The sequence below is a fragment of the Streptomyces sp. NRRL B-24572 genome (assembly GCF_002156145.1).
Lineage (GTDB): Bacteria > Actinomycetota > Actinomycetes > Streptomycetales > Streptomycetaceae > Streptomyces > Streptomyces vietnamensis.
Window position 1 is genome coordinate 20,376 of the sequence record NZ_MWIG01000087.1, and the last position, 11,120, is coordinate 31,495.

The window sequence follows — 11,120 nt, forward strand, 5'->3', positions numbered from 1 at the left end:
GTGTCACCTCCGAGGTAACGGTCCGTCGGCGTGCGCACTCCACGGGCCCAACACGTACCACCCCCCTGTTCGTTGCGTGTTTCTTTGACCTCCCCAGGAGGACCGATCGTGCTGTCCCCCACGACCAAGAGGGCCTCGCTGCTCGCGTCCGGCGCGGCCGTCGCCGGGCTGCTGCTCAGCTCGCTCTCCGGCGGCGTCTCGTACGCGGCCGACAACGAGTCCTGTCGCCCCGACGGGCTCTACAAGACCCCCGGCGTCGACGTGCCGTACTGCTCGGTCTACGACACCGAGGGCCGCGAGAAGATGGGCGCGGACCACCAGCGCCGGGTCATCGGCTACTTCACCGGCTGGCGCACCGGCAAGAACGGTCAGCCCGCCTACCTGGCCAAGGACATCCCGTGGGACAAGATCACCCACATCAACTACGCCTTCGGCCACATCGGCGGCGACAACAAGCTCTCCGTGGGCACGGACGGTCCCGACAACGCGGCCACCGGGATGACCTGGCCCGGTGTCGCGGGTGCCGAGATGGACCCCGCGTACTCCTACAAGGGCCACTTCAACCTGCTCAACAAGTTCAAGAAGCAGCACCCGAACGTCAAGACGCTGATCTCGGTCGGCGGCTGGGCGGAGACCGGCGGCTACTTCGACGACAGCGGCAACCGGGTGAGCTCCGGCGGCTTCTACTCGATGGCAACCAACGCCGACGGTTCGGTCAACCAGGCCGGGATCGACACCTTCGCGAACTCGGCCGTCGACTTCATCCGGAAGTACGGGTTCAACGGCGTCGACATCGACTACGAGTACCCGACGACGATGAAGGACTCGGGCAACCCGCTCGACTGGCAGATCTCCAACGCGCGCCGCGCCGGGCTCGTGCAGGGCTACGCGGCCCTCATGAAGTCCCTGCGCGAGAAGCTGGACACGGCCGGCGCCGCCGACGGCAGGCACTACCTGCTGACCGTCGCCGCCCCCTCCTCCGGCTACCTGCTGCGCGGCATGGAGACCTTCCAGATGCAGAAGTACCTGGACTACGTCAACATCATGTCCTACGACCTGCACGGCGCCTGGAACGAGTACGTCGGCCCCAACGCCTCCCTCTTCGACGACGGCAAGGACGGCGAGCTGGCCGCCGCGAGCGTGTACTCCACCTCGCAGTACGGCGGCATCGGCTACCTCAACACCGACTGGGCGTACCACTACTTCCGCGGCTCGATGCCGGCCGGCCGCATCAACATCGGCCTGCCGTACTACACCCGCGGCTTCAAGAACGTGCAGGGCGGCACGGACGGCCTGTGGGGCAAGGCCGCCACGACCACCTGCCCGGCCGGCTCCGGCCTCACCAAGTGCGGTGACGGCGCCTCGGGCATCGACAACCTGTGGCACGACAAGGACTCCAACGGCGCCGAGTCGCCCGCCGGTTCCAACCCGATGTGGCATGCCAAGAACCTGGAGAAGGGGATCGTCGGCGACTACGTCACCCAGTACGGCTTCCCGGCGAGCACCACGCTGACCGGCACGTACGCCCGCAAGTACGACTCGACCCTGGTCGCGCCGTGGCTGTGGAACGCCGAGAAGAAGGTCTTCCTCTCCACCGAGGACGAGCAGTCCGTGGCCGCGAAGGCCGACTACGTGGTCGACCGCGGCATCGGCGGCACCATGGTCTGGGAGATGGCCGGCGACTACGCCTGGAACGCGACCAAGGGCCAGTACGAGATGGGCTCCACGCTCACCTCGCTGATGTACGACAAGTTCAAGGCGGCCACCCCGTACGGCGCGAAGAAGTCCAACAAGGCGCTGCCGACCCAGGCCGTGAAGATCGACACCCAGTTCACCGAGTTCAAGCTGGGCGACTCGAACTACCCGATCACGCCGAAGATCAAGATCACCAACAACACGGCGACGACGCTGCCCGGCGGCACGGAGTTCCAGTTCGACTACGGCACCTCGGCCCCGAACAACGCCTCCGACCAGTCCGGCTTCGGCACGAAGGTCATCAGCAGCGACCACACGGGCAGCAACGTGGGCGGCCTGAAGGGCGACTTCCACCGCGTCTCCCTGAAGCTCCCGGCCTGGCAGTCGCTGGCCCCGGGCGCGACGGTCGACCTGGCCTTCAACTACTACCTGCCGGTGTCCACCCCCTCCAACTGGACGGTGAACATCAACGGCACGACGTACGCCCTCGCCGGCGACCTGGCGCGCGGCACGACGGTCGTGGAGCCGGGCGGCTCGACCCCGACGCCGACGCCGACCACCACGACGCCCACGCCGAGCCCGACCACCACGACGCCGACCCCCACGCCGACCCCGACCGGTGGCACCTGCACCGCACCGGCGTACGTGGCCGGCCAGGTCTACACCGCCGGCACCGTGGTCTCCCACAAGGGCCACCAGTGGAAGGCCCAGTGGTGGACCCAGAACGAGGAGCCGGGCACGACCGGCGACTGGGGCGTCTGGAAGGACCTCGGCGCCTGCTGACGCACCCCGTTCGAACCCCCGGCGGCGGACACTCACGGCCCTTGCCGCCGCCGGGCCCCTCTCCGCGCCGCGCTCCCCTGTCCGGGGCGCGGCGCGGTCGCGTTCCCGCTCCGGGGCGGTCAGGCTGAAGACATGAGCACGATCCTGGTGACCGGCGGCACGGGAACGCTCGGACGGCCCGTCTGCGAGCGGCTGCGCGCGGACGGCCACGAGGTACGGGTGCTCAGCCGGCACTCACCGCCGTTCGCGGTCGACCTGCGCAAGGGCGGGCCGCTGCTCGACCGGGCGGTCGCCGGGGCGGACGCGGTCGTCCACTGCAGCAACATCCGGCGCGGCGACAAGGAAGCCGCCCGCCTCCTGATCGAGGCCGTGCGCCTGGCCGGGGTCCCGCACCTGCTGTACATCTCGATCGTCGGGATCGACCGGGTACCGCTCGGCTACTTCCGCACCAAGTACGCCGTGGAGCGCATGATCCAGGGGTCCGGCATCCCGTGGACCCTGCTGCGCGCCACCCAGTTCCACGACCTCGCCCTCCAGCTGCTCCAGGTCCTCGTCAAGCCGCCCGTCATGCTGCTGCCCAAGGAGGTCCGGTCCCAGCCGATGGAGGTCACGGAGGCGGCCGCGCGCCTCGCCGAGCTGGCCGCGGGGCCTCCGGCGGGCCGGGTGGAGGACATGGCCGGCCCGGAGATCCTCACCTTCGACGAGCTGGCCCGCGCCTATCTGCGGGCGAGTGGCCGTCGGCGCCGACGCGTGGAGGTGCCGCTGTCGGGCCGGGTCTACCGGGAGCTGCGGCGCGGCGGACTCCTGGCGCCGGACCGCGCGGTGGGCCGGGTGACGTTCGAGGAGTTCCTCGCCCGGCGGTTCGGCTCCTAGGGCCTGTCCGACCATTCGCGTCGGATCAGGCCGGGGCGTCCGGTGCGTGCGATCGGCGTGCGGCAGGGGCGCCCTCGGACGGGGTCTCCCCTGCTCGAGCGAAGCCGAGAGCTTGGGGAAGGAGCTACTCGGGCGTTTCGGCCGTGCGGCGAGCGTGCGTGCCGGGCGGGCCGGACCCGACGGGAATGGTCAGACAGGCCCTAGGGGAACAGCTCGTCCTGCGCCGCGTCCCGCGCCCGGAGGAGCGCGCCGCGCAGGACCGCCGCGTCACCGAGTGCGGTGGCGCGGACCTCCGTGCGCAGTGGGGAGAGCGCCGCGAGTTCGGCCTCCACGCGCGCGGCGAGTCCGGGGCCGCCCTGGTGGCCGGTCTCCCCGGCGAGGACCACGCAGCCGGGGTCAAGGACGGAGACGACGGCGGCCGCGCCGACGGCGAGGCGGCGGGCGAGGGCGTCGAGGAAGGGTCCGTGGCCCGAGGCGAGCGCGCCAGCCGGGTCGAGGCCGTGGGCGGCGGCGAGGGCGTCGACGGCCGCCGCGCAGGCCAGCTCGTGGAAGCCGCCGTCGCAGCCGGTGGCCGAGGGGAGTCCGGAGGTGCCGGGGACCGGCAGGAAGCCGATCTCCCCCGCGCCGCCGGAGGCGCCCCGGCGCAGGCGGCCGTCGAGGACGACGGCGGCGCCGACGCCCTGGCCGAGCCAGAGCAGGACGAAGTCCTCGCGGTCGCTGGCCGCGCCCTCGCGGAGCTCGGCGACGGCGGCGAGGTTGGTCTCGTTCTCGACGAGGACGTGGGCGGGCAGCCGTTCCTGGAGGACGCCGACGAGCCGCCGGTGCCAGGCGGGCAGCCCCGAGGAGTCGCGCAGCTCGCCGGTGGCGGGGTCGATGAGCCCGGGGGCGCCGACGGCGACGCTGTGCAGCCGGTCGGCGCCCGCCTCCTTCACGGTCCGCTCCAGGAGCGCGACCGCCTTCTCGACGGCGGGTCCCGTGGGGCTGTCGTCGCCGACGGGGACGGAGGCCTCGGCGAGGGTGGTGCCGAGGAGGTCGGCGACGGCGACGGAGACCGAGCGGGTCCGGACGTCGAGGGCGGCGAGGTGGGCGCGGTCGGCGACGATCCCGTACAGCTTGGCGTTGGGACCGCGGCGCTCGGCCCCGGCCTCGCCGACGACGTGGACGAGCCCGGAGCCCTGGAGCCGCTCGACGAGGTCGGCGACGGTCGGGCGGGAGAGCCCGGTGAGCGTCTTGAGCTGAGTGGCCGTCAACGGGCCTTCGTCCTGGAGCAGTCGCAGGGCGAACCGGTCGTTGATGGCTCGTGCGGTGCTCGGGGATGCGGCCATGCGGCGATCCTCTCAGACTCGGATCGGACCCGGAGGCCCTCACTGCGGTCTATTTATCAGGCAGGGTTCCTGATAGTTTACGCGGCACACCACGACCACAGGGAGGGCCCATGGCGGCGGAGACCGTCACCACCGATCGCCTCCGGCGGGCACGCTTCGCCGTCGCCGCCGTCTTCTGCGTGCACGGCTCGGTCACCGGGAGCTTCGCGACCCGGATCCCCTGGATCCAGGAGCACGCGGGCGTCAGCGCCGGACAGCTCGGGCTCGCGCTCGCCTTCCCCGCACTCGGCGCCTCTCTCGCGATGCCGCTGGCCGGGACCGTCTCGCACCGCTTCGGCGCCCGCACGGCGCTGCGCGGCCTGCTCGCCCTGTGGACGCTCGCCCTCACCCTGCCCTCGCTCGCCCCGAACGTCTGGGGGCTGTGCGGCGCGCTCCTCGTGTACGGGGCGACCGCGGGCATGTCCGACGTGGCGATGAACGCGCTGGGCGTCGAGACCGAGAACCGGCTCGGCCGGTCCATCATGTCGAGCCTGCACGGCATGTGGAGCGTGGGCGCCCTGCTCGGCTCCGCCGCCGGCACGGTCGCCGCCCACCTCGGCGGCGACGCCCGGCTGCACCACCTGATCGCCGCCCTCGTGCTCACCGCGCTCGGCCTGGTCTTCTGCCAGGGCGTGCTCGACGTCCGCAGCACCCCGGAGGAGGAGGCGCCGCCGCGCTTCTCGCTGCCGCCGAGGTCCGCTCTGATCATCGGCGCCATCGGCTTCTGCGGGGTGTTCGCCGAGGGCGCCAGCCTCGACTGGTCGGCCGTCTACCTCCGCGACGAGCTGGACAGCTCGGCGGGGCTCGCGGCCGCCTCCACGACCGCCTTCGCGCTGACGATGGCGGTGGCGCGGCTGGTCGGCGACCGCGTGGTGGACCGCTTCGGGGCGGTCCGTACGGTACGGGTCGGGGGCGCCGTCGCCACCCTCGGCGGGGTCCTGGTCGTCCTCGCCCCGCACGCCGCCGTGGCGATGGCCGGATTCGGTCTGATCGGACTCGGGATCGCGGTCGTCGTCCCGCTGGCCTTCGCCGCGGCCGGGCGCAGCGGCCCGAACCCGAGCCAGGCCATCGCGGGCGTCGCCACCATCACGTACACCTCGGGTCTGATCGCCCCCTCGGCGATCGGCGGCATCGCCGACGCGACCTCCCTCGTCTTCTCCTTCGGCCTGGTCACCCTGCTCGCCCTGGGGCTGGTGCTCGGCGCGGGAGTGCTCAGGACCGGCGGCAGGGAGACGGCGTCGTCGACACCGGCACCGGCGCCGGCGAAGAGCACGGGGCCGGTGGGCCGGGACGCCGGGCCGGTGGGCTAGGTCCCGGGACGAATCGTCGAGAACTCCGTCCGGCGGCGGCGCCTACCATGATGGCTGATCTTTTGCGGTCCCGACGCGGCCGCCGGAACCGGAGAACGGGAGCGACCTCATGAACCTCGGCGTGCGCTGGACCCTGCACGGCGACGGGAGAACACCCGCTCCGGGAGCCGTCGTCCGCCCGGACGAACGGCTCTCCTGGCCCCGTACGGTCGGCCTCGGCGCCCAGCACGTCGTGGCGATGTTCGGGGCGTCGTTCGTGGCCCCGGTCCTCATGGGTCTCGACCCGAACCTCGCGATCATGATGTCCGGTGTCGCCACCGCGATCTTCCTGCTCGCGACCCGCGGCACCGTCCCGTCCTACCTGGGCTGCTCGCTCTCCTTCGTCGGCGTCGCCGCCGCCATCCGGGCCTCCGGCGGCACCAGTGCCACCGTCACCGGTGCGGTGTTCGTCGTGGGCGCGGTGCTCTTCCTGGCCGGTCTCGCGGTCCGGAAGTTCGGCGCGCGGATCATCCACGCGGCGATGCCGCCGATCGTGACCGGCGCGGTCGTCATGCTGATCGGCTTCAACCTGGCGCCGGTCACCGCCTCGACGTACTGGCCCCAGGACCAGTGGACGGCCCTGCTGGTGATGCTGTTCACCGGTCTGGCCGTGGTCTGTCTGCGCGGCTTCTGGTCCCGGATCGCGATCTTCCTCGGCCTGGTCTTCGGCTACGGCATCTCCTGGGTCTTCGACCTCGTCTTCGGCAAGATCCACTCGATGTCCCCGGGCGGCCAGGTCACCGACCACTGGCGGCTCGACCTCTCCGGCGTCGCCAAGGCCGACTGGATCGGCCTGCCGTCCCTGCACGGCCCGAGCTTCGAGTGGTCCGCGATCCTGGTCGCGCTGCCCGTCGTCATCGCGCTGATCGCGGAGAACGCCGGACACGTCAAGGCCGTCGGCGAGATGACCGGCACCTCGCTCGACGACCAGCTCGGCACCGCGATCGCCGCCGACGGCGTCGCGTCCATGCTCTCCACCGGTGTGGGTGGCCCGCCGAACACCACGTACTCCGAGAACATCGGCGTCATGGCCGCCACCCGGGTCTACTCGACCGCCGCCTACTGGGCCGCCGCCGGCTTCGCGCTGCTCTTCGGCCTCTGCCCCAAGTTCGGCGCGGTCGTCGCCGCGATCCCCGGCGGCGTCCTCGGCGGCATCACCGTGATCCTCTACGGCATGATCGGTCTGCTCGGCGCCCAGATCTGGATCAACGCCGAGGTCGACCTGCGCAACCCGCTCAACCTGGTCCCGGCCGCCGCCGGCATCATCATCGGCGTCGGCGGCGTGAAGCTGCACTTCACCGACACCTTCGAGCTGGGCGGCATCGCGCTCGGCACGATCGTCGTCATCACCGGCTACCACGTGCTGCGCGCCTTCGCCCCGACCCACCTCAAGACCCAGGAACCGCTCCTGGACGCGGGCACCAGCTCGTACGAGACGAACGCGGAAGACGTGTCGAAGAACTGAGTGATTCGCCCGTTCTGGGGAAGCCGGGCCCGAGGAGTACCCTCCCGGGCCCGGCGGCTGGGAGCCTGCCCCCATGGCGCAGACCCAGTGGACCGAAGAACGGATCGGCCAGTTCGTCGCGGTCGACCCCGTGGTGGACCGGATGCGGGCGCTCCGCGCGGCCTGGCATCCGGCCGACGGGGTCGCCGTGTTCAACCGGGTCTATCTGACGGTCACCGAGGAGATCGGCCACGCCCTCGATGCGGGCACCTTCGCCGACCGGCGGGCCGCCGCCACCCTCGACGTACGGTTCGCCGAGCGGTATCTCGCGGCGGTCGACGCGGTCGCCACCGGAATCTCACCGCCCGCCTGCTGGCGGCCCCTCTTCCACTACCGGCGCCATCCCGGCGTACGGCCGCTGCAGTTCGCGCTCGCCGGGATCAACGCCCACATCGGCCACGACCTGGCGCTCGCGGTGGTCGACGCCTGCCGGATCCTGGAGTGCGCGCCGGCCGACCTGGAGGACGAGTTCGACCGGGTCGGCGACGTCCTCGTCCTCCTGGAGGAGCGCATCAGGGAGGAACTGATGCCGGGCCCGGACCTCCTGGAGATCGCGGACCCGCTGACGCATCTGCTCGGCTGCTGGAGCCTGGACCGGGCCCGCGACGGGGCCTGGCTCGCCGCCCGCTCGCTGTGGCAGCTGCGGCGGTTGCCCGACCTGGCCGAGGAGTTCACCGAACGCCTCGACCGGTCGGTGGGCCTGGTGGGGCGGATGCTGCTCACCCCACTGGCACGCCCTTAGGAACCGGGATCAGTCCTCCGGCAGCTCGACCGGGGCGATCTCGTCGTACACGTCGCCCGGACCCGGGTTGGTGCCGTCGGTCGCGCCGCCGAAGTGGTGCATGACGCCCCAGACCGCGTTGAGCGCCGTCTGCACCGCACCCTCGGCCCAGCCGGCCGTCCAGGAGATGTCGTCGCCGGCGAGGAAGATGCCCCGCTTGTCCTCGGGCAGGCGGTCCTGCATGAAGTGCGTGAACAGGCGGCGCTGGTAGCGGTAGTGGCCCGGCAGGTTCGCCTTGAAGGCGCCCATGAAGTAGGGCTCGTTCTCCCAGGAGACCGTCACCGGGTTGCCGATGATGTGCTTCCGGATGTCGACCTTCGGGTAGATCTCGCCGAGCGACTTCAGCATGACCTCCATCCGCTCGTTCGCCGAGAGCGGCAGCCACTTCAGGCTGTCGTCGCACCAGGTGTACGAGAGGCAGATCGTGGCCGGCTTGTCCGGGCCGTCGTCCAGGAGGTAGGTGCCGCGGGTCATCCGGTCGGTGAGCGTCATCGACATGACGTCCCGGCCGGTCTCCTCGTCCTTGTCCAGCCAGAACGGCCGGTCGACGGGGACGAACAGCTTCGAGGACTCCATGTAGTGGGTGCGCTCGATCGCGGTCCAGTGGTCGATCGGGAAGAGCGAGTCGTCGCAGGCGATCTTGGACAGCAGCATCCAGGACTGGGCCGTGAAGATCGCCGCCTGGTACGTACGGATGTCGCCGGAGGCGTCGGTGACCGTGATCCGGTTGCCGGCGGTCCGGTTCAGCCGGGTCACGGCCGGCTTCGGGGCGCCCTCGTGCAGGGAGCTGAGCGAGGTGCCCGGCGCCCAGTGGACGATCTTCTCCGGCTCGCGCTCCCACAGGCGCAGCGGCAGCTGCTGCGAGCCGCCGACGATGCCGCGGTGGTGGTCGTCGGCCTCGGTGTAGACGACGCGGAGGATCTCCAGGATGGAGTTGGGGAAGTCGGTGTCCCAGCCGCCGGTGCCGAAGCCGACCTGGCCGAAGATCTCGCGGTGCCGGAAGGACTTGAACGCCTCGGACTCGCAGAGGAAACCGTAGAAGGTCTGGTTGTCGAGCTTCTCGACGAGCTTCGACCAGATCTCGCGGATGCGCGGGACGTCGCGCTCGCGCATGGCCTGGTTCATGTCGGAGAAGTCGGCGCCCTCGTCCAGACAGGCGTTCCACGCGTTCATCACGTCGCGGTAGACCTGCGGGAGGTCGTCGACGGTGGTGGCGTAGTGCGACTCGCCCTTGAGGTCGACGACGGTCGACGGGGTCGACTCGGCGAGCGGGTTCGGGAAGGGCTTGGTCTCCAGGCCGACGAGGTCGATGTAGTGCTGGAGCGCGGTCGAGGAGGGCGGGAAGCGCATGGCGCCCATCTCGGCGGTGAGGCCCTCGGTGCCGGTGCCCTCGAAGCCGACGGTGCGCAGCCGGCCGCCGATCTGGTCGGCCTCGTAGACGACGGGCTTGAGGCCCATCTTCATGAGCTCGTACGCGGCGATGATGCCGGAGAGACCGCCGCCGATGACGGCGACCTCGGTGCCGTGCTCGGTGGCCGGTATCTGGCCGAGCCCGGCCGGGTGGGCCAGGAAGTCGTCGTAGGCGTACGGGAAGTCCGGACCGAACATGGTGATCGGCGGCTGGCCGTCGCTGTGGGGGACGGCGGTCGTGGGCACCGTGGACGTCATGGGGTACGGACTCCTTGCACGGAAAAGAAAGAGATCAGGCGGGGAGGGGGAGGGCCGGTTCAGACGAGGGGGCCGTAGAGGTCCGGGCGCCGGTCGCGGAGGTAGGGGTTCTCCTGGCGGGAGGCCGCGAGGAAGGCCGGGTCGACGTCGCCGAGGACGAGGTCCTCGCCGCGTCCGGCGCGGGCCCGGGCGGTGCCGTCGGGGCCGGCCAGGGTGGAGAGGCCGACGAACTCGAAGGCGCCCTCGGGGCCGGTCCGGTTGGCGTACGCGATGTAGAGCTGGTTCTCGAAGGCGCGGACCGGCACCACCGAGAGGGGCACGACCTCGGCGGGATGCATGAGCGCGGTCGGTACGAGGAGGAGGTCCGTACCGGCCAGGGCGTGCGCCCGGACGTTCTCGGGGAACTCGACGTCGTAGCAGATCATCATGCCGACGGTGAGGCCGTCGAGCTCCGCCTGGACGACGGCGCGGTCGCCGGGGGTGAACCACTTCAGCTCGAAGTCGCCGAAGAGGTGGGTCTTGCGGTACTGCGCGAGCGGGGCGCCGTCGGCGCCGATGAGCTGCGCGGAGTTGTACAGGACGCCGTGCCGCTCGGTGTCGCGCTCCGGGTAGCCGTAGCCGACGGCCAGGCCGTGGCGCACCGCGATCGCCGCGACGGCGCGGGCGGAGGGGCCGTCGGCCGGCTCGGCCAGGCGCGCGATGTCGGCGCCGATGGCGTAGCCGGTGAGGAACAGCTCGGGGGCGAGCAGCACGCTCGCGCCGGCGGCCGCGGCGCGGGCGGCGGCCTCGTCGAGGATCTTGAGGTTGGCGGCCACGTCACCGAGCTCACCGGAGCTCTGGAGCAGGGCGGTGCGCAGCGCGGGCATCGGCGATCCTCGGGGGTCGAAAGTTGAGGGGGAAGACGTCAAAAACGGTACGGTTTCGCGCTCTCCCGGGACAAGGCGGAGGCGTTGCGGACCGACCGTCGAACCGTTGCGCGATCGGCGGCCGGGGCGTCGATTCGTTGCATACGGCTCCGACCGGGGTCGTACGGCTCCCCCGCCGCCCGGGCGTCGGACCGAGGACCGTCCTGCGGTCCGACGCCCGGGCGGCGGGGGAGCCGT

8 protein-coding genes are annotated in these 11,120 nt (G+C 71.6%); 5 read left to right on the forward strand and 3 right to left on the reverse strand.

Annotated features, from left to right (window positions below; translation table 11 throughout):
* Positions 1 to 108 precede the first annotated feature (108 nt).
* Positions 109 to 2,478 carry a chitinase C-terminal domain-containing protein gene (locus CCN56_RS05655; RefSeq protein ID WP_086824186.1) on the forward strand — a complete coding sequence of 790 codons (2,370 nt, stop codon included), beginning with the start codon at positions 109 to 111 and terminating at the stop codon, positions 2,476 to 2,478.
* A 132-nt stretch (positions 2,479 to 2,610) separates the two neighbouring features.
* Positions 2,611 to 3,351, forward strand: a complete 741-nt coding sequence (locus tag CCN56_RS05660) for an SDR family oxidoreductase (RefSeq protein WP_086824188.1) — start codon at positions 2,611 to 2,613, stop codon at positions 3,349 to 3,351.
* Between the two features lie 200 nt (positions 3,352 to 3,551).
* Here CCN56_RS05660 and CCN56_RS05665 read toward each other — a convergent pair whose 3' ends face one another.
* Positions 3,552 to 4,676 (reverse strand): ROK family transcriptional regulator, encoded by a 1,125-nt coding sequence (locus CCN56_RS05665; RefSeq protein ID WP_086824190.1) that lies wholly within the window; start codon positions 4,674 to 4,676, stop codon positions 3,552 to 3,554.
* 110 nt (positions 4,677 to 4,786) lie between these two features.
* On the opposite strand from CCN56_RS05665, the gene CCN56_RS05670 reads away from it, so the two are divergent.
* From CCN56_RS05670 to CCN56_RS05680, 3 genes are all read left to right on the forward strand, one after another.
* A complete protein-coding gene (locus CCN56_RS05670; protein ID WP_086824192.1) occupies positions 4,787 to 6,025 on the forward strand; it encodes an MFS transporter in 1,239 nt (412 codons plus the stop codon).
* Between the two features lie 109 nt (positions 6,026 to 6,134).
* On the forward strand, positions 6,135 to 7,529 hold the full coding sequence (locus tag CCN56_RS05675) for a uracil-xanthine permease family protein (protein ID WP_086824194.1): 1,395 nt from the start codon (positions 6,135 to 6,137) through the stop codon (positions 7,527 to 7,529).
* Positions 7,530 to 7,602: 73 nt separating this feature from the next.
* Positions 7,603 to 8,310, forward strand: a complete 708-nt coding sequence (locus CCN56_RS05680; protein ID WP_086824196.1) for a DUF5995 family protein — start codon at positions 7,603 to 7,605, stop codon at positions 8,308 to 8,310.
* 9 nt (positions 8,311 to 8,319) lie between these two features.
* On the opposite strand, the gene CCN56_RS05685 is transcribed toward CCN56_RS05680, so the two are convergent.
* Together CCN56_RS05685 and CCN56_RS05690 are read right to left on the reverse strand one after the other, a co-directional pair.
* Positions 8,320 to 10,017: an NAD(P)/FAD-dependent oxidoreductase gene (locus CCN56_RS05685; RefSeq protein ID WP_086824198.1), complete on the reverse strand. Its 1,698-nt coding sequence runs from the start codon at positions 10,015 to 10,017 to the stop codon at positions 8,320 to 8,322.
* A 59-nt stretch (positions 10,018 to 10,076) separates the two neighbouring features.
* A complete protein-coding gene (locus tag CCN56_RS05690) occupies positions 10,077 to 10,883 on the reverse strand; it encodes a carbon-nitrogen hydrolase family protein (RefSeq protein WP_086824199.1) in 807 nt (268 codons plus the stop codon).
* Between the last annotated feature and the right edge of the window lie 237 nt (positions 10,884 to 11,120).

Bases quoted from the DNA above. Each gene is read 5' to 3' on its own strand.
- CCN56_RS05660 (WP_086824188.1), top strand. From the start codon at position 2,611: ATGAGCACGATCCTGGTGACCGGCGGCACGGGAACGCTCGGACGGCCC.
- CCN56_RS05665 (WP_086824190.1), bottom strand. From the start codon at position 4,676: ATGGCCGCATCCCCGAGCACCGCACGAGCCATCAACGACCGGTTCGCC.
- CCN56_RS05670 (WP_086824192.1), top strand. From the start codon at position 4,787: ATGGCGGCGGAGACCGTCACCACCGATCGCCTCCGGCGGGCACGCTTC.
- CCN56_RS05675 (WP_086824194.1), top strand. From the start codon at position 6,135: ATGAACCTCGGCGTGCGCTGGACCCTGCACGGCGACGGGAGAACACCC.
- CCN56_RS05680 (WP_086824196.1), top strand. From the start codon at position 7,603: ATGGCGCAGACCCAGTGGACCGAAGAACGGATCGGCCAGTTCGTCGCG.
- CCN56_RS05685 (WP_086824198.1), bottom strand. From the start codon at position 10,017: ATGACGTCCACGGTGCCCACGACCGCCGTCCCCCACAGCGACGGCCAG.
- CCN56_RS05690 (WP_086824199.1), bottom strand. From the start codon at position 10,883: ATGCCCGCGCTGCGCACCGCCCTGCTCCAGAGCTCCGGTGAGCTCGGT.